We start from the raw sequence: 25,828 nt of genomic DNA, 5'->3' as shown, positions 1-25,828 counted from the left end.
TTTGCTTATGACCAATCTGACAACAAAACTCAATAAGCTGGTGCTCGATGATTCTCCTTCGGAAAAGCTGATTAACGCTTGTGCCGAAATCGACATCGAATCCTGCTTTGACCCAATTTTTGAGCCGCCGATTGATTTTCTGGAAGAATGCCGGAAACGCTGGGAAAACCGAATGAATCCTTTTACAGGTACGGTAGAGCGAAAAATCGGAAATACCTGGTATCTGCTGGAGACTGTATGTGACGGAAATGAGCCGCTTACCCACAAGGTAAAACGGCTCATTTTCTCGGATAAGGAGGCGCTTTGTTCATGACACAGACTCAAATTCATGCTACAATATCACCATGCACACCGATTCTGTCAGCTGACCCAACCGTAAAGGAGGACGCTATGTTGGATCAGCAGAAAATCACCATCCTGTACTGCCGCCTAAGCAATGAGGATGCACTGGATGGAGAATCAAATTCGATACAGAATCAAAAAGAGTTTTTAACCCGGTACGCAGCCGAGCATGGCTACACCAACCTGAAAATTCTGGTGGATGACGGATATACGGGAACCAATTTTGACCGTCCCGGCGTACAGGAAGGCTTTGCGCTGGTTAAGCAGGGTCTTGTCGGTTGCTGGCTGGTCAAAGATCTCAGCAGGTTTGGCCGAGATTATCTGACCGTTGGGCAGTACACGGACATTATTTTCCCCAGCTACGATGTACGTTTCATTGCCGTCAATGACGGTGTGGACAGCGAACGTGGTGACAGCGATGGTTTTGCCGCTATTCGCAATTTGTTCAACGAATGGTATCCACGGGACACCAGTAAAAAAGTGCGTGTCGTATTCCGCCAAAAAGGCACCAGCGGAAAGCATCTGGGAAAACCGCCCTATGGCTATCGCACTGACCCAGCCGATAAAGACCATTGGATCATTGACGAGGATGCCGCCCCAGTAGTCAAGCGCATCTTTGACTTTGCCATTGACGGCAAGGGGCCGGAACAGATTGCCCGTATACTGGAGCAGGATAAGGTGCTGACTACCAAGGCGCTGTATGCCAAACAGTCGGAAAACCATCCTGACCCGAAAAAGCGCAAGAAGATGCCGGAGCGCCCTTACCATTGGATTGGTCAATCGGTTGCGGGTATTCTGGAGCGGATGGAGTACACCGGCTGTACCTGCAATTTCAAGACCTATTCCAAGTCCTATAAGCTGAAGAAGCGAATTCCCAATGCCATCGAAGATATGTGTATCTTCCCTGATACGCAGGAAGCAATCGTTTCTCAGGCTCAGTGGGACAGAGTGCAGGAGCTGCGAAAAAACAAACGCCGTCCCACAAAAGCGGAACGGCAAGGATTGTTCTCCGGGCTTCTGTTCTGTCCCGATTGTGGGAACAAGCTGCACTTTGCTACCTGCAAGAGCTTTGACGGCAAGCAAGACCATTATGTATGCTCCAGCTACAAAAGCGGCCGAGGCACCTGTTCTGCCCACTATATCCGGGAAGATGTACTGCGGGAACTGGTGTTGGAACGCATCCGTGCGGTCAATGCCTATATCCGGCAGGACGTGGAGGGCTTTCAGGAGGAGTGGCTGCAATGCCGCCGTTCCGATCAGGAACGCAACATCCGTGAAGATCGGAAGCGAGTGGAACAGGCCAAGAAGCGGCTGGCTGACTTGGATGTTCTTCTGTCCCGACTCTATGAGGATTTTGTCCTGGGCGATCTGAACAAGGAGCGGTACAAGAAAATGACCGCCGATTACGAGGCAGAACAGGAACGGTTAAAGCTCGAAATCGAAGTGACGGAAGAATGGCTGGAAACGCGGGAAACCATGAGTGCAGATGTAGACGCCTTTGTCGCTCTGACCCAGAAGTATGTGGATGTGCCGGAATTGACACCTACGATAGTCAATGAGTATATCAAAAAAATCGAGGTGTTTGCACCGGACAAATCCAGTGGCAAGCGGGTACAGAAGGTAAAAATCTATTTCAACTTCGTGGATGATGTAGAGATTCCTGTGATTTCCGAGCCTGTTGTTGCGAAATCTACCCCTGGACGCAGAAAAACGGCGTGACCATTGCGGTCACACCGTTCTCTGTCCCTTGCAAAGCTAAATAGTACCTTATCACTATTAAGCCTTCCCGTAAAGGACTTTATAGAAATATCATACTTTTGTCACATTTTCCCGTCCGGGCAGTGCGCAGCAGGCAGACATCACCCTGCGGCACACCACGCACAGAACCACGGTGACCGCCATGTCGGGAAGGGTGCTTCCCACAGGTGTATCCACCCGCATCAGTATGCGGTAGATTACAAAACCAGCCAGCCAGATCAGCAGGTTCGGCAGATTGGCCTCCTCCGCCTCATGGTCCTGCCTGATGATAAAATAATCCGCAATCTGAATAGCAATCATAGGGGCAAACACAGATCCAATCAGATAAAGGAAATCCGTAATATTATCCATGGGGTATACCATGGCTGCGGCGGTGCCGGCAATGGTCACTGCCACTGCCGCCCATTTTTCCTTAATCCGGTGTGTGATGGACACGCTGGATACACCGGCAGAATAAGCGTCCAGGAATGTGGTGGTCACGGTGGACAGCACAATAATGAGAAGCCCTGCTGCTCCCAGTCCTGCCTTGACCATGATAACAGATATATCATATTCGCCCGTGTAGATGGCTGCTCCCATTCCGATGACATACATAAAGCAGCTCACCAGGCCGTAGACCAGGGCGCTGGCAGCCGTTGCCCTGAAGGGTTTCTCGGCCTCCCTTGTATAATCGCTTATTAAGGGCAGCCAGGACAGCGGCATGGCCACCGATAATTCAACTGCGGCCCCAAAGCTCAGGGAACTGTCTGCCTCCATGGACGGCTCCCCGCTGCCGGCAAATATAACCCTGCACAGGATGAGAGTCAGCACAAACAGCGCTGCCATGGCTGCCGTATTGATTTTTCCCAGGTTCCTGATTCCAATTAAAAGCCACACCAGAATCAGACCGCCAATCACCAGGCACCAGACCCACAGGCCTGCGTTAAAAATGCCGTTGGCAGCCAGCCCGCCGTCATAAATCATGATGGAGGTCCAGCCCACCAGCTGCAGGACATTAAGCCCGCAAAACAGCAGGCTTCCTTTCTGCCCAAAGCTCATCTTCACTGTTTCCATGGAGCTGCGCCTGGTATATCCGCCGATGAGTCCTGCCATGAACAGCAGGGCGCAGCCAATCACATGGCCCAGCACAATGGCTGCCAGCCCCTTTCCAAATCCCAGCGGCGCCAGATATGTGCCTGTCAGTATCTCAGCTATGGATACCCCTGCCCCAAACCATATAAGGCTGTTGGCAGACACGGAGGTCCCTTTTTCCTTTATACTTATCTTTTCCTTCATGCTCATTCCCCCTTAATACTCGCCCCGGATGGCAAATCCATGATTCATTGGTCCGCTTCCCTTTCCCAGGTCCAGCTGGGCTTCCAGCGCGCCTGAGAGATATACCTTGGCCCGCTCCACGGCCAGGTCCATATCCATGCCCTTGGCCAGGTTGGAGGCAATGGCGCTGGACAGGGTACAGCCTGTCCCATGGGTATTGGGATTGTCAATCCGCCTGCCTTTAAACCATTTCAGCTTCTTGTCCCGGTACAGCAGATCGTTGGCATCATTGAGCTGGTGGCCGCCCTTAAGAAGCACGGCGCATCCGTAGCCCTCCCCGATGGCCCTGGCCGCCGTCTCCATGTCGCCGGGATTATGTATCTCCATTCCTGACAGCACCTCTGCCTCCGGGATATTGGGAGTCAGCAGGTTTGCCATGGGAAGAAGGACTTCCTTCAGCGCCTCTATGGCTTCACTGCTGATCAGACGGGAACCGCTGGTGGATACCATAACCGGATCCACCACCACATTGGCAGCCCTGTAAAATGCCAGCCTGTCCCCGATGGCCTCTATCAGGCCGCCGGAGGAAACCATCCCGATTTTTACTGCATCCGGGAAGATATCCGTAAATATGTCGTCTAACTGTTCCTTTAAAAAAGATGGAGTTACCTCCATGATTCCTGTTACGCCGGTTGTATTCTGGGCAGTTAGTGCCGTTATGGCGCTCATGGCATATACCCCGTGAGCGGTCATGGTCTTGATGTCTGCCTGGATACCGGCGCCTCCGCTGGAATCGCTTCCAGCGATTGTTAATGCTGTTTTCATTGTCATTCTCCTTTTCGCATTAATTTTATAAAGCGGCGGAAGGTGGTGCCCCCAATCCGCCGCCGGGAAGCTCCGGCGCCCATGCCTGATACCACACAGAATCGTTCCGCATATCAAAAAAAGCGGAACACCAAAACAGGTGCTCCGCCGGCAATCGTCCGTTATGGTCCCTACGTTGGCATTATCCAAATCAGGTAATGGGTCTAAGCATGAACAGCTTACTCTCAGCCCACTTAAGTGAGCTCCCCGTTTATTTACAACTACCATTATACATGGTTTCAGGAAGATTGCAATGCTTTTATCTTGTCCTGAGCCGGAAAAGAGCCGGAAAGTACATCCTATCCCAGGGCCCTGTCCACGATTTTCACCATGGCCGTAAAGGTGGTGTCATTGTAATCCACATCAAACTCATCCCCCGGCTGGTTCAGTATGCGCTTTATGCTCAGTATGCCCAGACCGCCGTCCCGTTTGCTGGACAGTATCCTGCTTCCGTTCTTCTTAATCTGCCCGTTGTAGGAATTTTCCACCAGCATCATAAGGTGGTCGTCCAGCCACCTGGCCTGGACCAGGATGAAGCGCGGTCCTGTCAGGCGGCGGCATGCTTCCAGGGCATTTTCCAGCAGGTTGCCGGTGACAATGCACAAGGTCAAATCGTCCACCGGTACATGGGCGGTTAAATCCACCCTGGCAGTGAACTCCACCCCATCCTGCCTTGCCCTGGAGGCATACTCCTGCAAAAGCCCGTTTACGGCCTGGTTCTGGCAGAACACCATCTCAGCCGTCATGTCCAGCTCCCTCTTCAGATTCATCAGGTAATTGGTCCGCTCTCCCCTGTCCATGTTCAGAAGGGCATGGATGTGATGGCGGAAATCATGCTTGATGATGCGCACCTGTTCAATGTAATCCAGGGTCTGGTTATAATGCTCCCTCTGCTGGCTGATAAGCTGCCTGGCAAACTGCAGCTCCTCCTCTGTCCTGCGGCGGCACATGATTTCCAGGGTGCTGCTCAGAATAAGCACATAGAGCACCAGTATCATGATGCACAGCGCCAGATAGAACAGCACGTCCTCCAGTCCCCGCTCAGCCAGGGAACGCGATGAGAATATGGTGTTGTTCCCGATAAAAAGGATGAACAGGGAGACAGAAGGGTATGTCAGCAGCAGGGAACAGGATCGCCTGGATAACTGGTCAAAAAGCCGGTTTACCTTATCCCTCAGCCAAAACCGCACAAACACATAAAACCCGCAGGCCCACAGCAGGGATACCGCCACACAGATTTGTCCGTATGTCAGGGACACATGCCCCTTTAATATCCAGGCAGCAAACTCGTTCAGCGATGCGGACAGGACCGCGAACAGCCACGCGGATATGTACAGGAATCCTTTCTTAAGCAGGGTTCCTTTAAAAAAGACAAGGAGCACCAGAAAGTAAAGACAGGAAAATATGCCCCGGAACACAAAAAAGACCTGGGGGCTGATATGGAATATGGATTCCATGGATATCATGATGACCCACAGGTAGGCGGAAATGGCTGCTATGTTCTCCCTGTAACTGTGTTTTGGATCCAGGCATACAAAAATGGGCATCATACGCACAGCCAGGTTAATCAGATTCATAAAGACAGTACATGCCGCGTCGTTCATAGGTACCTCATTTCAGACGGTAATGGTAATAGGCATTCTTGCTCAGTTTATAAAAGTTCCTGGATATGGGAATCATCTGTCCGTCCCGCATGTAAAAACAGGAATCTTCCAGCTTGTCCACATAGTCCAGATTCACAAGGTAACTCTGATGGCAGCGCAGGAACTGGGCATGGGGTTCCAGAACCAGCTGCAGCTCAGACAGCTTCTGGTTGACGGACAGTACTTCCCCATCCGTCAGCTTCACAAAAACACGGTGAAGCCGGTTCTCAAACCAGGCCAGGCGCTCCAGGGGAAGCTCCACATTCACCCGGTTATGGACCACGGACAAAACAGCCTTCTTCACTCCCAGCCTGCGCCTCACCACACGCTCCATGGTGGACCAAAAGTTCTCTTCCTCCACAGGCTTTAAAATAAATCCCGCTGCCTCCACGCGGTATCCCTCCACAGCTGATTCCAGGGACGATGTGATAAATACCACCACCGGATGATCCTTGTCTTCCGCCAGGGCCTGTGCGGTGTCAATGCCGCTCATTCCGGGCATCAGCACATCCAGAAGATACAAATCATACTCCCTGCCCGACTCCAGAAGCTCCCTTCCGGCGGCATATGTATCTATACGCACCTCAATGCCTTCCCGTTCAAAAAAACGGCCGGCATATTCTGCTGCCTGAAGGCGTTCCTCTTCTGTATCGTCACAGACAGCCACATTATACATACCCGGGACCCCCTCTCTCATAAAACTGCTGTACGGCGCACAGCCTATCCTATATTTTATTGGCATTTATGCCATAAGTCAAGTTCCCCTGCAAAGTATCATAATCGGTATATTTTCTGCAGAAATGGTCCTTATTCCACCCAGGCTCCTATGGTAGAATAAAGGTAAGAAAAACATTTTAACAGGAGGGGTTTTATGGGTTCAAATGTAATTGTAACAATCATCGTAATCGTCTACCTGCTTTTCATGCTGTGGATTGGCTGGTACTCATCCACCAAGATATCCACCAACACCGACTTCATGGTGGCCGGACGCCGTCTGGGACCGCTTCTCATGGCCGGTACCCTGGCAGCCACGGAAATCGGCGGCGGCAGCTCCCTGGGCGTGGTACAGAACGGTATGTCAGGCTTCGGACTCAGCGCGTCCTGGTACATAACCACCATGGGTATCGCCTTTATCATCCTCAGCTTCGTGGCTCCCAAATTCAGGGCAGCCACGGTCAAGACGGTTCCTGAATATTTCCGCAGGCGTTACGGAAAATCCTGCGGAATTATAACAGCCGTCATCATGCTTCTTCCCCTGGTGGGGCTTACCGCCGGACAGTTCATTGCTTCTGCCGTCATCCTGTCCACCATGCTGAATATTGACTACCAGGTGGCTGTTATCATTGTAGCTGTTGTTGTTACGGTCTACTCCATCATGGGCGGTCTCTGGAGCGTTACACTGACAGACTTTGTCCAGGTATTCCTGATTGTCATCGGCATGATTATCGCAGTTCCCTTTGCCATGAATTACGCGGGGGGCTGGGACAATGTTGCATCCAACATACCAGAGGGCACATTGAGCCTGTTCCAGGGCTATGATCTGTTTGGAATTATCTCCCTTGTAATCATGTATACAGCCACTTTCTCCGTAGGGCAGGAGGCTGTGTCGCGATTCTACGCTGCCAGGGACGAAAAGGCAGCCAAGGGCGGCGCCTGGCTGGCAGCCCTGGTAAACTTTATCTACGCCTTTATTCCCACCATCCTGGGCATCATCACGCTGGCCCTAATCAATATGGGCAAATTCAGCTCCGCGCAGTTTGAGTCAGTGGGCGCGCGTTACGCCCTGCCGGTCCTTGCCATCAACACCATGCCGGCCCTTATATGCGGACTTCTGTTCGCAGGCATCATCTCCGCCACCATGTCCAGCTCTGACTCCGATCTCCTTGGCGCAGGCTCCATCTTTGCCAATGACATCTATAAGGCAGTGCTGAAGCCGGATGCATCCAGCCAGTCCGTCATGAAGGTTACAAAAATCGTCATGTGTCTGGTGGGCCTGGCCTCCATGTTCATCGCTCTCTTTAACACACAGAGCATTGTATCCATCCTGATGTTCTGCTTCACATTAAGAGCAGCCGGTTCCTTCTTCCCATATGTCATGGGACATTACTGGAAAAAGGCGTCCACGGCAGGCACCATCGCCTCCCTGATCGCCGGCACCATCGTGGTGGTATATCTGGAACACATTTCAAAGGGGATGCTTTTCGGCATCAAGTTCAGCCAGCCCATCATTCCGGGTCTGGCGGCTGCCTTCATCTGCTTTATTATCTTCTCACTGGCCATGCCGCCTGAGAAGGAGACCACGGAGCTGGCTCCTGAGGAAGATGATTAATTATTAACCATTACAGGGACTGTCTGCCACCGGTGTATGGCCGGCGAAAACAGTCCCTGTCTGCTATTGATACTCCTGGTTCTTAGGATGCTTTATGATCTGCTCTTCCTCCAATCCTCCACCACCTGCGCGGCCATTTTCCCGGCCGTGTCCCTGTTTAAAGGCATGACCCGGCCATGATAGGGAAAATATACCAGGTTGGACCACAGCACCTCGTATCCTCCCTTATCATACTCTTCTGCGGTGGGCAGATAGCTGCTGCATCCGTTGGTATAGCCGTTGAAAAACAGAAGCGGTGCCTCTGCCTCCTTCCAAATATCAATGGCGATCCGGCACATGGCCTCATTGGGAACACCGCAGAGACAGCCCTGGTTGACAAAAAGATACTGAATCTCTATGTCAGCATACTGCTTTTGTATGCCTTCATTCAGAAGGCGCTTCACCTCCTTCAGCCACATCCTCCCGTCAATTTCGCCTTCCCTCTCCGCCTCCTCTGCAATTTCCTCTGCCCTTTCCATGTCCGGCACATCAGCCGCAAACCGGCAAAAGGAAGAGCGGATTTCCACGCGCTCTAAGGGCATCAGCACCAATGAGGCATACACAGCGTCCACGGACCGGAACATATCTTCCGCCATCTGTTCCAGGGCCCGGCGGCTCTGGGGCACATATTTTTGCCTGTATTCCTGTGAAAATCCTTTCCGGGCCATCTCCCAGCAGTGAATCTCCACATATTCCATGTTGTCCTGATGATATCTGGGACGGATATCCCCGGCAGCTCCCTGTACCATCATCACTGGGCAGCCGTATGCTTCCTCCAGCCGTTTCCTTGCGGCCCCCATATAATCTGCGGAGATAAAATAATTATCCCCGGACAGTACATTTGCATGGGCTGTCACGCGAATAAGAAGGACCTCCGGTTCCTTTCCGTCCCGGGCCGCCAGCTTTAAAATGCCTAACCGCCCGTCCATCTGCTCCGGTTCATTCCTCCGGTTCACCCCCACAGTGTTTTCCCCAATCCCCCAGGCCGCCTCCATGGATTTCATTTTTCCCGCGGCCTTCCGGACAGCCGTATCTGCCTGCCGGCATACCATTTCAAAGTAATCCGGTTCCTCCGCTGCATTGGGCGCACTGTGAGTATGGGAAAAGCATACCATAATCCGCTCCCTTCCCGTGTGAAGCGCAGCAGCCGCCCTGTCCCGCAGGACATTGGACAGCTCCACTGTAAAGCCCAGGCTGTCAATGACAATAAGGCCGCTCATGACGCCGTCAGCCTCCCATACCAATGCCTGGAGCCTTAAAGAATCCCTCACGCCCCTGGAACGGTTATCCGGACGGTAAAATCCCACCATCTCAGACGGATTATCCGGCGTGATGTCCGCCTCTCCATATCCGGCCTGCACCATATTACATGTCTGCATGATAAAACACCTCTTTTCTTAATTTCTGTTTTCTTATTTCTGTTTCCTTATTTCCGGTGACTCTATCCTATCTCCCGGGAAACGGATATGCAATCTACTGTTTTCTTCTGTAGAATTCTGTATTATGGTTTCCGCATCAGCCTGATATACGCCACTCAAACCTGCCGAAAAAGGGAGCCGCGCACTGCGGCTCCCCATGGTTTACTTCTGATATACAATTTTTCGTATGGCGTGGACAGAAAGACAGTACTTATCCCCCAGCTCCTCCAGGGATACCCCCTGCCGGTAAGCATCCACGATTCCGGCGTTCCGCTCCGCCAGCTCCCTGCGGCAGCCGCTTTGCTCACCCCAGGCCCTGTGCCGGTCTTCCCTGGCCGGGATATAGATATATCCGGCCTGTATGTATTCCTGCAGTTCCTCCACCAGGTGATAGGGGAGGACTGCCTTTGCATTGACATATTTCATGTCGGCTCACTCCTTATCTTCATCACTCTTAAGGAAGCAAAGCCAGCATTCATCTCAGCGGCACATATTACTCCATGCAGGCGCCGCTGAGCTTACAGGCTTTGCATGGAGCCAGACATTGTTGTTTTTCTTTTTATTCCTGCACATGATTCTCTCCTTCCAAACCATCCTCATCCCTTAACCAGGCCTGATAACGGTATCTCTGAATCACTACGGCCCAACTGTTACCGGAACTCCCAGAGGACAGTATTCCCACAGAATATCCATCACATCATTTGTAACCGCGATACAGCCGGAGGTTCCTCCTCCCTGGTCCCCGTGTATCTCAATGGCCCCGCCTAAAGGAGTATTCCAGGGCGGCTGTATGCCTGCCTTGTTTGCCTCCACAATGGCATTATACTGTTCCTCATTAATCAGGCCGTCTCTCAGGCCCCGCTCTGCATCCTCGGCATTGGGATAGGATAATCCCAGAGCCAGATAGCATATGCTCTGGTCATTTCTTGTGCACACATAGAACGATCCGGAGGGCGTGATTTCGTCTCCCTCCTGCACCTTGTCCCCTGTCTCGGACCGCCGTCCCAGCTTTACGGGCCAGGTTCCTATGGTCTGGGCATACTGTTTCAGCGTCAGCGTATTTCCCATCTTGCTGACATAGATGTTCACCCCATTGACAGAAGGCTGGTAAGCTGCCCCCGGTCCTGCATTCTGCCCGGCCAGGGCGCTCAGAGGACCGGCCGCCGCCAGGCACAGTGCCAGCACTCCGGCAGCAGCACATTTTCTGAATTTCATCCTGTTCCATCTCCTTACGCTTATTTCTATTTGGTTTAGTATACCATATAATCCCAAATTCTAAACCAATGTAAGAAAATCGAAAGGAAAATATATCTATTCTTCCGTTTTCTCCTCCCCATACCCCAGCTGGGGCAGCACATTCATGGGATGGTCCAATATCACCAGATTGGCGTCCTTATCCAGATAGTGCTCCTGCTTATGTATGATTACCATGCTCCTCCCGGCAAAATACTGTATGTACTGGCAGAACACCTCGGAAGCCAGGGTAGTCCCCAACAGCAGCAGGGTATCTGCCTTTGTTATCTCCTCCGTGGTCTTAGTCATGTTCTGGCTGTCCACCATCTCTCCAATCAGGGAAATCATGGGCCGTATGGGAACATTGCAGTCCCTGCAGATTGGCACCCGCTTTGCACCCGCCATATATCCGATGGGATACTTTTTCTTACATCTGGGGCACTGGTTCTGGTAAATACTTCCGTGAAGGTTTATGACATGACGGCAGCCGCCCCTGCGGGCCTTGTCATAGATGTTGCTGTCTATGATGCATTGGAGCTTTCCGGCCCTCTCCATGGCAGCCAGGGCCGGGCCGGAAGCAGTGTCCCCTGGCGCGTTGTGAAGCATCTCCTTTTTGTAGAACTCGAAAAACTGCTCCGGACGGGTATTATAAAATGCACTGGTATACATTTCCTCAACACCGTAGCCATACCGGTTCTCAATGTCATAAGCCTTATCCTGCTTCTTAATACCGATGAAACCGCCCTCTTCCATCATACCGGAACCACAGAGAGCCACAGTATAGGTACTATCATCCAGAATCTTTCTTAACTGAGCTATTTTTTCATTCATAGTGATACCCCCTTCCAGTCCAACCCAGCAAATGCCTCCCGGGAGGTTACAACTGTTACTTATTATCACTATTATATAATTTTTTCCAGATAATTTCCACCTTTTTTGGCAGTTTTATCTTACTATTTTCCTTTTAAAACGTCATTTTCTTTCTTTTCCACCTGAGAATAAAGGAGAACGCCCCCGATTGTCACCACACCCCCCGCTATCTGCAGGGGCGCGGGTACTTCCCTGAACAGAAAAAGCGCAAAGACAGCAGCAGCCACAGGCTCGCACAGCTTGGAGGCAGATACAAAGGAAGGGGAAAAGAATTTCAGGCACCAGCTGAAAATACTGTGCCCCAAAAGAGTGGAGCACACGCTGAGAAGCAGGCCCACAACCACGGACCTCACTCCGTATCCCGTAAAGGCCAGTCCGCTAAAAGCAGTTGCCAGCCCCAGGGCCAGGGCGCAGAACACATAGACAATGTAGGTATAAATCGTGGTGGACATATAACCCCTGGCCTGACGCCCAATGAGGGTGTATACGGCGCAGAATACAGCCGCGGCAAGGGCCAGCACATCCCCGTACAAATGGTTTCCCCCGGCGGAGTAGTCAGAAAAGGCAATCAGAAGGCTTCCGCCCACCGTCACAAGGATACTTACGCCGGCAGGCACAGATATCTTCCCCTTCATGAACAGACAGTATCCCAGCGCCACCCATATAACCTCCGTGCACACAATGGCAGTGGAACTGGCCACTGAAGTCTGGTTCAGCGACTCGAACCATGCCGTAAAATGCAGGGCCAGGAACACTCCGCTGGCCCCGCACAGCAGGACTGTCTTTCTGTCCGTTTCCCTCAGTTCCCGCCTGCAGTCCTTCCGTCCCAAAACCACAGGCGTCATCAGCGCCACGGTCCACATCAGGCGGTAAAGGGCTGTGACCACAGACGGAGCCTGGGAATATTTAACAAAAATAGCCGATAATGATATACCGGCTATTCCTATGATTATCATGACCAATGGATGTTTTTCCATCAATTTCATCTTATGTATCCTCGCTTATGTGATTGGTAGCCAAACTGCTGTAGAAATTCTATCACACCAATGCTCCTGCGTCCAGATACTTTCTTGAATAACTCCCGCTGATTGCCCGGCTGCCGCCTATGGAATCAGCCTGCTGGTTCCCAGCCGGTCTGCGCCCAGCTCTATGAAACGCTGTGCATCTTCAATGGATGCGATTCCGCCGGCTGCCTTGACCTTGACCTCGGGGCCTGAGTACTTCCTCATAAGGGCCACGTCCTCCGGCGTTGCGCCGGCTGTGGAAAATCCGGTGGAAGTCTTGATGAAATCCGCCCCTGACTCCGTGACCACACGGCACATTTCCTTCTTCTCTTCCTCTGTCAGAAGGCAGGTCTCGATAATGACCTTCAGGCATCTGCCGCCGCAGGCAGCCTTAATCTGTCTGATTTCATCCAGGACCTGGTCGTAATGTCCCGCCTTTACAAGGCCGATGTTGATGACCATATCAATTTCGTCCGCACCGTTCTTCACCGCGTCCTCTGTCTCGAACACCTTCACCGCGGTGGTCATGTTGCCGTTGGGAAATCCGATTACGGTGCAGACAGCCAGCTTATCCCCCACAAAATCCTTTGCCTGCTTCACATAACAGGGAGGAATGCACACAGAGGCGGCGGCGTATTCCAAGCCTTCCCTGCACAGCTTTTCTATCTGCTCCCAGGTAGCTGTCTGCTTTAACAGCGTGTGGTCTACCCTGCTTAAAATGTCCTTCTTATCCATTATTTTCTATCCTTTCTATCCGTCAGTCAGCTGCCCCCGGGGAAAAATCCAAGAGGCATTCTTCCAAATTACAATTCGTTCAGAACCGAAGTCCCTATGGTGCCTTCCGGCATCTTCACCCCAAAGTTGTCAGCAACCGTGGCTCCGATGACTGCAAATGTATCTGCGCTGCCCAGGTCCTTTCCGCCCTCCATGGAGGGAGAATAGGCGATGAACGGCACCTGTTCCCTGGTGTGGTCCGTGCCTGTATAGGTGGGGTCGTTTCCATGGTCCGCGGTGAGAATCAGAAGATCGTCCTCCCCCAGAAGCGGAAGCAGCTCTCCCAGCTTTTCATCAAAGCGCTCCAGCTCCCTGCCGTACCCTTCCGGATTGCGGCGGTGTCCCCACAGGGCGTCAAAATCCACCAGGTTCACAAAACAAAGCCCGTTGAAATCCGTTTTAGCATACTGGATGGTCTGCTCCATGCCGTGGACAGACGAGTTGGAATGGTTGGACTGAGTCAGACCCTCGCCGTCAAAAATATCGTATATCTTGCCAATGGACACCACATCATATCCCGCGTCCTTAAGGGCGTTGAGGGCAGTCCTTCCATATGGCTTCAGCGCGTAATCATGGCGGTTGGAGGTGCGCCTGAACTCGCCCTTCTTCATGCCGGTATAGGGCCTGGCAATGACACGTCCCACCTTCCACTCATCCCGCAGGGTCAGTTCCCTGGCAATCTCGCAGTAGTGATACAGGTTGTCAAGTCCCATGGTCTCCTCGTTGCCGCATATCTGAAGCACGGAATCAGCGGAAGTATACACGATCAGATGGCCTTCCCGAATCTCCTCCTCCGCCAGTTCATCCAGGATTTCCGTTCCGCTGGCGCTCTTGTTGCCGATGATTTTACGTCCGGTCCGCTTCTCCAGCTCGTCTATCAGTTCCTTCGGAAAACCGTGGCTGGTAAATGTCTGGAAGGGCGTGGTCACAAGAAGCCCCATCATCTCCCAGTGTCCCGTCATGGTGTCCTTGCCACGGCTTCTCTCCTTCAGACGCATGTAACGTCCCAAGGGGTGTTCTGCCGGCTCCATACCCTCTAAGGGGTGCAGGTTGACCATGCCCAGCTTTTTCAGATTCGGAATCTTAAGCCCCGGAACCTCCCGGGCAATATGTCCCAGGGTGTCCACCCCCACGTCTCCATATTCCGGTGAATCCTCCACTGCCCCGATTCCAAGTGAATCCAGGACCACAACAAAGATACGTTTATATTTTCCCATCTTACGACCTCCTTAAAATAATGTGACCAGGCCCACCACCATGGCGCTGATCAGGCTTACCGCCACACCGCCTAACATGGCCTTGAACACCAGGCGGGCAAGGGTGCTTTTCTTTTCAGGGCACAGGACCGCGATGCCTGAAACGCAGATTCCAAGGCTGGAGAAATTGGCAAACCCGCACAGGGAAATGGCGCATATCATCCCTGTCCTGTAATCCATGGAAGATATCATGGAGCCCAGCTGCTGGAACGCCACGAATTCATTGAGGACCAGCTTGCTTCCCAGGAGATTTCCTTCCAGAAGTATTTCCGAAGGGTCCAGGCCCATAAAGAAGCCGAAGGGGGCAAATACATAGGAAAATACCTGCTGAAGGCTGATACCGCAGACGCCTAACAGCTTATTCACCGCTGCCACCAGCGCCACCATGGCCACCAGGGACGCGCCGATGGACAGCGCCATCTGCATGCCGGTGACAGCTCCCTCTGCAACTGCCTCTATCACGTTGGTATTATTCCCCTTATTGTCCATCTTAACGCTTCCCACTTCCCGGACCTCCTCTGTCTGGGGCAGAAGCATCTTGGCCACCATAATGCTGCCCACCGGCACCAGTGTGCTGGCAATCAGAAGATACTCCATGGGAATACCCAGGGCCGTATAACCGCCCAGTATGGACACGGACATACTGCCCATGCCGGAAACCAGGACCACCATAACCTCGCTGTCCGTCATCTGGCCCAGGTACTTGCTCACCAGAATGGGGCTGTCGGTCTGTCCCAGGAACATGTTGGCAATCGCCACAAAGCTTTCCACCTCGGAGGTGCCCATAAGCTTACCCACTGCTTTACCAATCCATTTTACCACAAATCCCAGAATTCCGATATAGTAAAGAAGACTTACCAGGGCAGACAGGAATACAATGTTGCCCAGGACCTGTATGGCAAAAACGGATCCGGTGGCAGCCGTGCTGTCTGCCAGTGAACCAAACACAAAGCTTAAACCATCCTGACCGCAGTTGATGACGCTGGTCACTGCATCCGATACCCTGGACACCACGTAACGGCCGGCCGGAACCTTTACCAGTATCACTGCAATCAGGAACTGGGCAATCACTGCCTTGACCAGCATTTTGACGGATATGTTTTTCTTCTTCCAGGAAATCAGATACATGATGGCCAGTACCAAAAGGATACCTGTAAGGTTTAATAATATCTTCATTTGTCCCCACCCCTTACCTTTCTCCTTAAGCCTGCTTATCTGCCTGAATCAGTCTGCGGACGGCTTCCACCGCCACCTTGATGGCTGCCTCTGTATCGTGGACAATGGGATTATCCAGTCCGGCCTCCTGGCGCTCCTGGTTACCCACCACCAGGAAATCAGAACCGCAGCGCACCCTTAGGTGGCTGGCTGCAATGAACAGGGCTGCGGATTCCATCTCAGACGCCTTGCAGCCCATGCGCTTCCATGCCTCCCACTTGTTTAACAGCTCATAGCTTACCGGCATGCGTTTGGGCTCATGCTGCCCGTAAAACGCATCCTTGCACTGCACCACTCCCGCGTGATACGTATATCCCAGCGCCTTTGCCGAGGAAACCAGGGCATTGGTCACATCCAGGTCAGCCACGGCCGGAAACTCGATGGGTGCGTATTCCCTGCTGGTGCCCTCCATTCGGATGGCGCCTGTGGCGACCACGATATCCCCGCCCTTCACGTCCATGTCCATACCGCCGCAGGTTCCCACGCGGATAAATGTATCAGCCCCGCACAGCACCAATTCCTCCATGGCAATGGATGCAGACGGTCCGCCGATGCCCGTGGAGGTCACGCTTACCTTTTCCCCGTCCAGATAACCGGTGTATGTAACATACTCCCTGCTGTCCGCCACCAGTACCGCGTTGTCAAAATGCTTTGCAATCTTTTCACAGCGCTTCGGGTCTCCGGGCATGATGACATACCGTCCCACGTCTCCCTTCCTGATCTGTAAATGATACTGTAATCCTTCTTCTCCTGAATAGTTCTGCATAATAATTACCCTCTCTTTTAATTGATTTTTTGTTTGCGCCTTTACCTGAATCTGCTTGCATTCCTGCCGGCATCTGCGCTTTTGTTTTTGTTTGTTTGTTTATTTGTTTGTTTATTTGTCTGTTTATTGCTTACTTGTATAATATCATTTAACTTGTATAATTTCTAGATGGAATATTTTACAATTATCATAGTCAATTTTTGTGTATATTGACAATAAATATGCGGTTTTTCATGGTGTTTTACTGGTTTTAGTCTGTTGTACAACTAGACATGTCTATTTTATTGACAAATCAGCCTTTGGGAATTATGATGTTGAATAAGGACTTGTATATTTTTGTGATACAGCCAGATTTGTGATACAGCCAGAATTGTGACACAGCCACACAGGAAGGGTGAACCTATGGACGCAGATGTATTATCTGAGAAAGCAAAGAAATTAAAACATGTAAAAGTATATAACCGCCTGTATTCCATGATACAGGACGGCGTGTATCCTCCGGGCAGCCAGCTTCCCTCCGAACCGGAGCTGGCCCTGCAGATGGATGTAAGCCGCATGACCCTGCGCAGGGCTCTGGCTCTGCTGCAGGAGGACAATCTGGTCATCAACATACGCGGTAAGGGAAACTTCATCAGCGAACGCAATCCCGGCGCCAGTATGCCGGGCCTGGAGGTCACACAGCACCCGGTCCGCTGTACTCTGTCCGGATCCATTGACGAGACAGAGATGGAATTTCGCATAGAACCTCCCACAGAATCCATCAGTCAGAACCTGAAGCGGAAAACTGCCGTGGTGGTGATCGCAGACCGCTGGTATAAAAGCGCCGGAAAGGCGTGCGCCTACAGCCTCAGCTTCATTCCCATCGAGGTTATATCCGGGAAACAGATAGATTTAAGGGAGAAAGAAGATTTATTCCAATACCTGGAGCATGGTGTATATGAGGATGCCGTCAGCAGCACCTGCCAGCTCTCCTACACCACCACGGGCAATTTCACAGCCGTCAAGTACATGCTCTCCCAGCACGCCTCCTTTATTCTGGTCCAGGAGACACTATATGATGAAAACAGCCGGATACTGGTATCCAGCAAGCACTATATACCGGTGGAATCCTTCAAAACCCAGGTCAATGCTGTGGCCGGACGCGCCTGAAGGGCCATTTTTATTCATCCAGATTATGCTTGACTGCAAATACAGCCAGCTGGGTCCGGTCCTTTAGCTTAAGCTTTTCCAGCAGACGGGAGATGTTGTTGCGCACCGTCCCCTCTGCCAGGAATAGCGCCCCCGCAATCTCCCTGTTGTCCATTCCCCGGGCAACCAGCCGCATGATATCCCGTTCCCTGGGCGTCAAATCCCCGGCCATGTCTGCCTTTATTTTGCCGGGCGCCATCTGACGGCGCATCCCCTCAAATACGCTTCCTCCAAAAACCCGTATCCCGGCGCATACAGCCTTGACGGACTGGATGACCTTGTCATCCTCCATCTCCTTTAAGATATACCCGTCAGCACCGCTTCCCACGGCTGCATCCACGGTTTCCCTGTCATCAAAGGTAGTGAGCACCAGCACCTTTATATCCGGATAGTCCTCCTTGATTCTGGTAATCCCATAGCTGCCATCGTATTCCGGCATGCGCATATCCATAAGCACCACGTCCGGTCTGTGCTTCCTGCACAGCTGCCACGCTTCCCGGCCGTCAGCGGCCAGCCCCACCACCTGTATGTCTTTGTCCTGCTCCAGTATGGCCCTTAGCCCCTGTCTCAATATCTGGATATCATCGGCAATCACTGCTTTTATCATATGGTTCTGCTCCTTTTTCCTCTATCCCTTATCTGCCGGCACACGGCACACGACGCCCTCAGTTTCCGTACGGCAGGCATATATATATCTGAAATCCTTCCCCGGATTCGGATATGAACCGGACTGTTCCCCCTGCCTGCTCTGTTCTCTGGCGTATACCGCGGATTCCGTTTCCCTCCTCTATATGGAGGCATCCCTTTCCGTTATCAAACATATACAGGCTCAGGCTGTCTGCGCCGAATTTAAGTATCACATCCATGTGGGTTGCATGGGCATACTTATGGCAGTTGGTAATGGCCTCCCTGAGGCAGTCATAAACCACCGGAGACAAATGGGAATATTCCTGCCTGTCCTCTCCCTGTATCTCCACCTCCACCTCAAATTCCTTCACACTGCCGGTTAGCTGGTATACTCCCTGGGAGATAAGTCCATAGGAGGCGGACTGCCTGAGATTATTGATGGAACACCGCAGCTCCCGGATCCCGCTGCCGGCCAGCTCCTGGGCCTGGATCAGGTACTCCTCTATGCGCTTGTCCTGTTCCTGTCCTCTCTCCTCCTTATATCCAATCCGTATGAGCCTGAGCAGCGAATTTATCATGGTCAGCGTATGTCCGGCGGTGTCATGCACCTCCTGGGCAATGCGGTTGCGCTCTTTTTCAATGGCAAGACTCTGATTGGTCACAGCCAGTTCCCTGCCCTGCTCCAAAAGCTGGTAATATCTTCCCACATCTGTGAGCATAATGGTTCCCGCAACCATATCCCCCTTCTTATCCCTGTGGATATACTGCCTGACCTCCAGCCTTCTCCTTTCACCATTGTCTTCCAGCGTAAATACAGGTGTCTGAGAATCCGCACAATCTGCTTTTGCGCCCTTTTCCCCCAGGATTCGCCTGAGCGGTTCCATATCATCTCCGGTTTGCAGCCCCAGCCAATGTACGGCAGCCCCGTTGCAGTAGGTAATCTTATCACGCCTGTTATACACCACCACACCCTCTGCAATGGAATCAAATATTTTATCAAAGGCCATGGTATTGACATCCAGGAAATCATACCGGAACACAGCCAGCAGCATGAGAACGCTGGTCAGGGAAAAAGCAGGAGGCGTCAGGTCAAAGCCTGTTCTCACAAGCCCCGTCATATAGAGCAGGTTAAAAGCCAGAGGCACTGCTGCAGCCAGCAATATGACGGCAATATGCGCCAGCGCCACACGGTTCTTTTTAAAAGCCGCCAGCACCACAGCCATGCCGGCCAGGACGCAGATATAGGTATAGGCCATATGAATGTAAAATACAGGCCCGTACACCACCTGAGCCACCTCGAAACTGGTATAGAATAAATGGTGGTATTCATTTGTCAGGAGAACCGAATAGTTAACAGCCGAAATACCGAATAAAAACAGTTCCGCCCCATGCCCCAGTTTTCTCCTGCTGTAGAGAAACGCAAACTCCAGCCATGCCGGTCCGATGAAGCTGATTCCTATGTAGGAAATACCATATGCCAGATACTTCATCCCCTTTGTCATGGGCAAAGCCGAAAACAGCTGTGGCATACACCAAATAATGATAAGGAGCTGACAGGCTGCCAAAGCTCCTGTGGTCCTGGTTTTATCTGCCTTCATCAGCAGCCAGCCTGATGTGTAAAGAGACAGGCCAATGGCGGATAGATAGGCAATCCTAAGCATGATATCAAGCATATCCCAAACCTCCTCCGGGCAGTTTTCCCGTTACTTTCACCTATAAGGCAAAACAGGGCGCAGGCATGGCCTGTACCCTTGATTATAGCCGCTCTGCCGCTGTGTGTCAAAAGAATTGCAGACGGTCACTTTCCCTACCGCCGCTTACCCTACCGCCGCTTCCTCTACCGCAGCTTCCTCTATCACCGCTTCCTCTATCACCGCTTCCCGTCAACGCTTCTTCATTTCGTTCACCGCTGCAAAGACAATGAGTCCCAGTCCGGCTGCCAGCAGATAGACCCACCATGACAAGCTGAGCCAGAAATCTTTTGTCATGTAAAGCGCCACCAGTATCATGATGATGCCGGAAATCCGAATCCATCTCATACATTTTCTCATATGCGCCAGGAGGAACACAGCCAGATTGACAGCCTCCAGTATCAGCGCATCCCATACGGCTCCTGTAGATAAGGCATCCGATGCCATGGCCCCCAGGCACAGGCAGTAGAGAACCGTCTGCAAATTTGTTATCTCTTTTCTGTCCCCCCATATGCGGCCCAGACTCCAGATAAAACCAGCAGCCGGAATCAGCTGTATCTCCAGGCTTAGCATCTCCGGCCACCGGATAAACGGCTGGCGCCAGAATGCCGCTGCTGCCAGAGCTGCTGCCAGCGTAAACGCCGCCCTTTTCCAGTGTTCCAGCACTGCAAACTGAAGTACATACAGAGCTGTCAAAAGAATATACGCGCACTGCCATCCGCGTCCTGCCTCCCATGCCATGGGTATCAGGACAAAGATGACCAGGATGTGGAACCAGTCCACGTCCCATCCTACGCTCTCCCCTTCACGGCGTACCATAACAGGTCTGAACCGCCGGAACAGAATCCCCGAAAGGATGAGCAGCGCCGCCGTGGCGCCATATACCTGGTTTTCGTTCAAACCATACCTTGCCGTTGCTATCATGGGAAGGGGGAGTACAGCGGCTGCGGCTGCCAGATGCAGCCAGCTGCAGCCGCTCCGGTAAAGCATCACATAGATGACTGCAAATACCGCCATGCAGAGAATCATATTCCAGAGCGCCAGAGATGGATCGCTGTAAAATGCCCCCATCATCATCAGGAATACTGTCATACCTGTACAATTCCAGAACCTATCCCTGATTTTGCTGCGGTCATGCAGGATAACCGATGCATATTCCAGACCGTATACCGCCGCTGTCCACACCATCCGGAGCACGCCGTTTGCGGTCGCACCTTCTGCAAGAAGATACACGCCTGCCAGGGAATACAGACAACTGCCCCTGATGAACCGTTCCCGCGCCGTCCCCTCCCTGCCAAAGGATTTCACCAGCAGGTAAACAGACAGAAGAAGGAAAAAAGAAAGAGTCTCCTGATTCTCCAGCCGGGCAAGCGCCTGCGCAGCCGTGCCAATGGCCAGTATGGGAATACAGAATCTGTCTTTCTTCATCATATCCCATATGGACACAATCAGCACATACCCCCATACAACCACATCGTATCCCACATCCATGCCCAATGTTCTATTAAAAACCTCCCATCCGGTCAGGGTAAGGGCAAAGAGCACTGCCGCAACGCTGCCGCGAAGTACCGGGTACCGTCTGCCCCACTCCGCCATGACCGCCGCCAGAAGAATTACCACTGCGGATGCTGCCAGCTGATTTCCCAGACTGTCCCTGGAAAACAGCATATCCAGCAGCAGTACCGCCATGTCAATTGCCAGAACAGCGGAAAAAACACATCCGCCCGCCAGATTATTAAGAGGATTTTTAAACCTTCTCTCAGCCAGAAACCATACCGCGGTCATGGCTGCCCCAAAAAATACCTGATATGTAAAATCCACGGGGATACAGAAGCCTGCATACTGAAAGAAAATCATCATGGTCAGACTGTGAAGCATCTTCATTTCCGGGCTCCTGCGCCGCAACGCCACAAGGGCGGTCCCGGCTGCCATCAGCCCAAATGCCAGGGTATCCCAGAATGTAACTTCCCAAATTCCCAGAAACAGTATTCCTATTATGAATCCAATCCCGCCTGCCACAGCTTTATAAGCCATCATTCCGCTTATTATCCAGAACTGGAGCGCTGCAAAAAGGCCGAATTCACCCATAAATTCGTCTATAAACCGATCCGCCGGGGCGTTCATGCTGCCTTGCAAACCTGATTTTCTCCTGTAAACCTCATTTCCCCCAATCAAAAGAAAGGAGTAATACATCATACCATTCATGCAATCCGGCCATTCAAGCTTTAACGCTCCCATCAAAAAGCACATGCTGACCGTCATTCCCCACAGGCAGGCCTGGGTATAGACCTTGTTATGAAATCTCCTGATTTTGGAAAAAAGAGCTATCTCCGTGGCTATACTGCCTGCCAGCAGGACACGGTAACGGTTTTCTCCCTTTAAAATAAACTCCGGACCCAGCAGCCCGAAATATCCAGCCGCCAATATGGTAAGAAATAAAAACACGCTGCCCAGAATATAAAAGGCCTGTCCTGTCCGCTCAATCTTAAAATATTTTTCAGCTGCCCAGCTTGCCCCGAAAAACAAACCGGATCCCCCCAGGACCATAATCACCTTGCAGACACTGGGCAGCACATGCCATGCCGTGGTGGCGAAAATCAATCCGGCCAGTACCACAAATATCACTCCGATCACCAGTGCTGCCGTCCCCTGGAAGAACCCCCCATCTATTTTCGGCGCCCTGACCAGAGCTGTCTGCTTGTGAGGTATTTCCGGCACCCGACAGGCAGACTCAGCTTTCTCAAAGTCCTCTGGTACTACAATTGCTTGCCCAGGCCCATACCATGCCGCTGACTTTTCATGCTGTGTCACTGCATCCGCCGGCCTCTCATGCTGTATCTCTGTATCCGCCGGTCCTTCATGCTGTATCTTTATATCCGCCGGCTTCTCACGCTGTATCTCTATATCCGCCAGTCTCTCATACTGTATCTCTGTATCCGCCGGCCTCTCACGCTGTATCCCTATATCCGCCGGTCTTTCATGCTGTATCTCTATATCCGCCGGCCCTTTATCCTGCATTCCCGTATCCGCCTTGTCAGTTCCCCTTGTCAGTTCCCATATCCTTCTCTTATACCGGCTGTTGGCAACAGCCAAAACTATTATGGCAGCCAGTTCAGCAAAAGGAGCCACCAGCCATATTAACAAAATGATAAACCACTCCATACCCATTCCCCTTTCTATCCGTCTTTCCGATACCGTCTATACATATTTTCTTTTCATGTTTTCATTATAAAATATAATCCAGTCCGGTTATAGATGCTGTCCGTCATTACAGCAGTGACATTTGTCACTGATATTTGATTCTGTATAGGGGTTCTCCCATAAACAAAAACAGCAGCCACCGGCAATCGTCCTTTTTAAAGACGCCAACTGCCAATGACTGCCATATATAAATTTTTCAGTTAACCATTCTCACCAAGAATACGCTCCAGCTGCCGGACCATTTCCTCATATGGAACCGTACATCCATGGCCGCCTATGGAGATAGACGGCTTTGTCTTTCCGTGATAATCACTTCCGCAGGTAATCATCCTGAATCTGCCGCGCGCAGCCTTATGATAAAACCCCGCCTGTTCCTCCGAGTGGTAGCTGCTGAATGCCTCTATTCCATCCACTCCTGTCTCCAGTATGGGATCCAGCAATTCCCCGCAGTCTTTTAAATTAACCCCCGGATGTGCCAGCACCGCATATCCCCCGTTCCTGTGTATGATATCAACCGCCTGCTCCAGTTTTGGATATTCCATTTTAACATAACAGCATTTTCCTTGAGAATAAAAATCCCAGTAAAAATTCACATAAGGGTTATCGCCTCTTGCCCCGCCTTCCCTGTAAGGAAGAAGCAGGGGATGGTCCTTGTATTCCTCCCGGCCAAGGAGCACCTCTGCAAACATTTCCCCGGTCCACCGGTCCTTCCAGTAGTAATCTCCGGCCAGTTCCTCCATATCCTCCTCTGTTACGTCAAATCCCATTTTCCTGGTTACGCAAAGCATCTGCCTGGATGCCGTCGCTGCCTGACTGCTTATATTGTCTTCGATGTCGGCAAAATCATCACTGGTATCGTCAAATCCATACCCCAGTACATGAAGGTTCACACCTCTGAACGTGCAGTCTATCTCTATGCCGGAAACATACCTGATTCCGGCCCTCCTGGCCGCCTGTCTGCCCGCGTCGTTTGCCCGCACACTGTTGTGGTCCGCAATGGACATGACGCGGATGCCGCTCATGGCGCACTGTCTCACCAGCTCCTCAGGACTGAATTCGCCGTCATCACTGTAATAGCTGTGCATGTGTAAGTCCATTAACTTTTCCATTCTGAACCCTCCCCATCCTTTCTGTCATCCCAATCATCAATACAACAAATATGACCAGACACACGGGATACAGCGTTACGCTGATACGCTCTGCCGCCACCCCAAACAGCGGAGGCATAAATGTGGATCCCACATAAGCGCAGGCCATCTGCATGCCCATCATGGACTGGGAATACTGCACCCCAAAGTTATCCGGCGTTTCATGAAGCAGGCTGGGATAGATGGGAGCACAGCCCAGTCCCACCATGATAAGTCCTGTTAGTACCGCTCCGTCACCGGCCGGAAGGAGCAGTATCACAGTTCCGGCAAAGGCAGTCAGCTGCCCGCAGCGCACCATGTTCCTGTCTCCCAGCCGGTCCGTGACAAAACCGCTGGCCAGTCTGCCCAGGGTAATCCCCAGATAAAAAAACGAAGCCCACTTGGCCGCTGTCTGGGGAGCAATCCCCTTATGCAGCACCATATAACTGCTGGCCCACAGACCGGCTGTAGCCTCAAGGGCGCAGTAACAGAAAAATGCAGTCAGCACCGCCTTCGCCCCCGGAAGCCGCAGCCCCTCTCTCAGGGTAATCTGCCTGTGGGTGGTATCCTGTCCGCTGTTTCCATCTTTCTTTACCTTCCACAGAGGAAGCGACAGCACAAGACAGGCCACCAGCGCAATCTGAATCACACCCACCACCATATAACCGGAATTCCACTTAAAGCCGCGTGTCAGACACAGGCCCATGATATAGGGTCCTGCCGTTGCGCCGATACCCCAGAAGCAGTGAAGCCAGCTCATGTGGCGGGATTTATAGTGGAGCGCCACAAAGTTATTCAGTCCCGCATCCACGCTGCCTGCTCCCAGGCCATAGGGAACGGCCCAAACACACAGCTGCAGGAAGGAATGGGAAGAGGAAAAGCCAAACAGGGCTGCTGCCGTCATTGCAACACTTACAACCGTTACCTTTCCTGTCCCAAAATTCCTGATAAGCCTGTCACTGAAAAGGCTGGAAATTATGGTGCCGCCGGCAATAATCATGCTGATAATGCCTGCATAGGACACCGAAGCTCCCAGCTCCCGGTACATGGACGGCCATGCTGAACCCAGAAGCGCGTCCGGAAGTCCCAGACTGATAAACGCCAGATAAATAATCACAAGTAATAATTGAAACATCTCATCCTCCTGTTACTGAGCACTCGGAACCCCCGATACGGCCTCCTGCGCGCAAAGCATATAAAACATATAATAAATACACACCAAAAGAATA

Annotated in this window: 22 protein-coding genes and 1 riboswitch; of the genes, 4 read left to right on the top strand and 18 right to left on the bottom strand. The window is 51.9% G+C overall.

What is annotated here, in order from left to right; genetic code table 11:
- Nucleotides 1–7 precede the first annotated feature (7 nt).
- Both LI015_RS02140 and LI015_RS02135 read left to right on the top strand, forming a co-directional pair.
- The gene (locus LI015_RS02140) at nucleotides 8–313 is read left to right on the top strand and encodes a hypothetical protein (RefSeq protein WP_013379447.1); all 306 of its coding nucleotides are present in this window, start codon (nucleotides 8–10) and stop codon (nucleotides 311–313) included.
- A 77-nt stretch (nucleotides 314–390) separates the two neighbouring features.
- Complete coding sequence (locus tag LI015_RS02135) at nucleotides 391–2,061, top strand: recombinase family protein (protein ID WP_330628578.1); 1,671 nt, start codon at nucleotides 391–393, stop codon at nucleotides 2,059–2,061.
- A 90-nt stretch (nucleotides 2,062–2,151) separates the two neighbouring features.
- Here LI015_RS02135 and cytX read toward each other — a convergent pair whose 3' ends face one another.
- The 4 genes from cytX to LI015_RS02115 form a co-directional block, all read right to left on the bottom strand.
- Nucleotides 2,152–3,375 carry a putative hydroxymethylpyrimidine transporter CytX gene (gene cytX, locus LI015_RS02130; protein ID WP_002571853.1) on the bottom strand — a complete coding sequence of 408 codons (1,224 nt, stop codon included), beginning with the start codon at nucleotides 3,373–3,375 and terminating at the stop codon, nucleotides 2,152–2,154.
- Nucleotides 3,376–3,387: 12 nt separating this feature from the next.
- A complete protein-coding gene (gene thiD, locus LI015_RS02125) occupies nucleotides 3,388–4,179 on the bottom strand; it encodes a bifunctional hydroxymethylpyrimidine kinase/phosphomethylpyrimidine kinase (RefSeq protein ID WP_002565466.1) in 792 nt (263 codons plus the stop codon).
- Between the two features lie 149 nt (nucleotides 4,180–4,328).
- Nucleotides 4,329–4,438, bottom strand: a riboswitch (TPP riboswitch).
- A 79-nt stretch (nucleotides 4,439–4,517) separates the two neighbouring features.
- Nucleotides 4,518–5,822: a sensor histidine kinase gene (locus LI015_RS02120; RefSeq protein WP_227123923.1), complete on the bottom strand. Its 1,305-nt coding sequence runs from the start codon at nucleotides 5,820–5,822 to the stop codon at nucleotides 4,518–4,520.
- A 7-nt stretch (nucleotides 5,823–5,829) separates the two neighbouring features.
- Nucleotides 5,830–6,537, bottom strand: a complete 708-nt coding sequence (locus LI015_RS02115; protein WP_002565468.1) for a LytR/AlgR family response regulator transcription factor — start codon at nucleotides 6,535–6,537, stop codon at nucleotides 5,830–5,832.
- A 195-nt stretch (nucleotides 6,538–6,732) separates the two neighbouring features.
- On the opposite strand from LI015_RS02115, the gene LI015_RS02110 reads away from it, so the two are divergent.
- Nucleotides 6,733–8,190, top strand: a complete 1,458-nt coding sequence (locus LI015_RS02110; RefSeq protein WP_002565469.1) for a sodium:solute symporter family protein — start codon at nucleotides 6,733–6,735, stop codon at nucleotides 8,188–8,190.
- Between the two features lie 92 nt (nucleotides 8,191–8,282).
- Here the strand turns inward: LI015_RS02110 and LI015_RS02105 are convergent, their stop codons facing one another.
- From LI015_RS02105 to udp, 9 genes are all read right to left on the bottom strand, one after another.
- On the bottom strand, nucleotides 8,283–9,608 hold the full coding sequence (locus LI015_RS02105; RefSeq protein WP_227123921.1) for a hypothetical protein: 1,326 nt from the start codon (nucleotides 9,606–9,608) through the stop codon (nucleotides 8,283–8,285).
- 201 nt (nucleotides 9,609–9,809) lie between these two features.
- On the bottom strand, nucleotides 9,810–10,073 hold the full coding sequence (locus LI015_RS02100) for a CD3324 family protein (RefSeq protein WP_054354017.1): 264 nt from the start codon (nucleotides 10,071–10,073) through the stop codon (nucleotides 9,810–9,812).
- Between the two features lie 210 nt (nucleotides 10,074–10,283).
- A complete protein-coding gene (locus tag LI015_RS02095) occupies nucleotides 10,284–10,862 on the bottom strand; it encodes a L,D-transpeptidase family protein (protein ID WP_002567756.1) in 579 nt (192 codons plus the stop codon).
- A 96-nt stretch (nucleotides 10,863–10,958) separates the two neighbouring features.
- Entirely contained in the window at nucleotides 10,959–11,711 is a 753-nt protein-coding gene (locus tag LI015_RS02090) for an SIR2 family NAD-dependent protein deacylase (protein WP_002567757.1), read from the bottom strand.
- A gap of 122 nt (nucleotides 11,712–11,833) precedes the next feature.
- Nucleotides 11,834–12,736, bottom strand: a complete 903-nt coding sequence (locus LI015_RS02085; protein ID WP_117626695.1) for a DMT family transporter — start codon at nucleotides 12,734–12,736, stop codon at nucleotides 11,834–11,836.
- A gap of 117 nt (nucleotides 12,737–12,853) precedes the next feature.
- Nucleotides 12,854–13,489 (bottom strand): deoxyribose-phosphate aldolase, encoded by a 636-nt coding sequence (gene deoC, locus LI015_RS02080; protein WP_002571845.1) that lies wholly within the window; start codon nucleotides 13,487–13,489, stop codon nucleotides 12,854–12,856.
- Between the two features lie 68 nt (nucleotides 13,490–13,557).
- Nucleotides 13,558–14,745: a phosphopentomutase gene (locus LI015_RS02075; protein ID WP_002589746.1), complete on the bottom strand. Its 1,188-nt coding sequence runs from the start codon at nucleotides 14,743–14,745 to the stop codon at nucleotides 13,558–13,560.
- Nucleotides 14,746–14,757: 12 nt separating this feature from the next.
- Complete coding sequence (locus tag LI015_RS02070; RefSeq protein WP_227123919.1) at nucleotides 14,758–15,960, bottom strand: NupC/NupG family nucleoside CNT transporter; 1,203 nt, start codon at nucleotides 15,958–15,960, stop codon at nucleotides 14,758–14,760.
- 25 nt (nucleotides 15,961–15,985) lie between these two features.
- Nucleotides 15,986–16,765, bottom strand: a complete 780-nt coding sequence (gene udp, locus LI015_RS02065) for a uridine phosphorylase (RefSeq protein WP_002567762.1) — start codon at nucleotides 16,763–16,765, stop codon at nucleotides 15,986–15,988.
- 402 nt (nucleotides 16,766–17,167) lie between these two features.
- On the opposite strand from udp, the gene LI015_RS02060 reads away from it, so the two are divergent.
- The gene (locus LI015_RS02060; RefSeq protein WP_227123917.1) at nucleotides 17,168–17,914 is read left to right on the top strand and encodes a GntR family transcriptional regulator; all 747 of its coding nucleotides are present in this window, start codon (nucleotides 17,168–17,170) and stop codon (nucleotides 17,912–17,914) included.
- Nucleotides 17,915–17,924: 10 nt separating this feature from the next.
- Here the strand turns inward: LI015_RS02060 and LI015_RS02055 are convergent, their stop codons facing one another.
- From LI015_RS02055 to LI015_RS02035, 5 genes are all read right to left on the bottom strand, one after another.
- Nucleotides 17,925–18,560: a response regulator gene (locus LI015_RS02055; RefSeq protein ID WP_227123914.1), complete on the bottom strand. Its 636-nt coding sequence runs from the start codon at nucleotides 18,558–18,560 to the stop codon at nucleotides 17,925–17,927.
- A gap of 58 nt (nucleotides 18,561–18,618) precedes the next feature.
- The gene (locus LI015_RS02050) at nucleotides 18,619–20,253 is read right to left on the bottom strand and encodes a histidine kinase N-terminal 7TM domain-containing protein (protein ID WP_227123912.1); all 1,635 of its coding nucleotides are present in this window, start codon (nucleotides 20,251–20,253) and stop codon (nucleotides 18,619–18,621) included.
- A 210-nt stretch (nucleotides 20,254–20,463) separates the two neighbouring features.
- Nucleotides 20,464–23,433, bottom strand: coding sequence for a hypothetical protein (locus tag LI015_RS02045; RefSeq protein ID WP_227123910.1), 2,970 nt, complete (start codon nucleotides 23,431–23,433; stop codon nucleotides 20,464–20,466).
- 239 nt (nucleotides 23,434–23,672) lie between these two features.
- Entirely contained in the window at nucleotides 23,673–24,581 is a 909-nt protein-coding gene (locus LI015_RS02040) for a PHP domain-containing protein (protein WP_227123908.1), read from the bottom strand.
- On the bottom strand, nucleotides 24,538–25,734 hold the full coding sequence (locus LI015_RS02035; protein WP_117626691.1) for an MFS transporter: 1,197 nt from the start codon (nucleotides 25,732–25,734) through the stop codon (nucleotides 24,538–24,540). The genes LI015_RS02040 and LI015_RS02035 overlap by 44 nt, the downstream gene beginning before the upstream one ends.
- Nucleotides 25,735–25,828: the final 94 nt, after the last annotated feature.

Source organism: Enterocloster sp. 210928-DFI.2.20, from assembly GCF_020554465.1.
GTDB lineage: Bacteria > Bacillota > Clostridia > Lachnospirales > Lachnospiraceae > Enterocloster > Enterocloster bolteae.
This window is presented reverse-complemented; position numbering and strand designations above follow the sequence as displayed.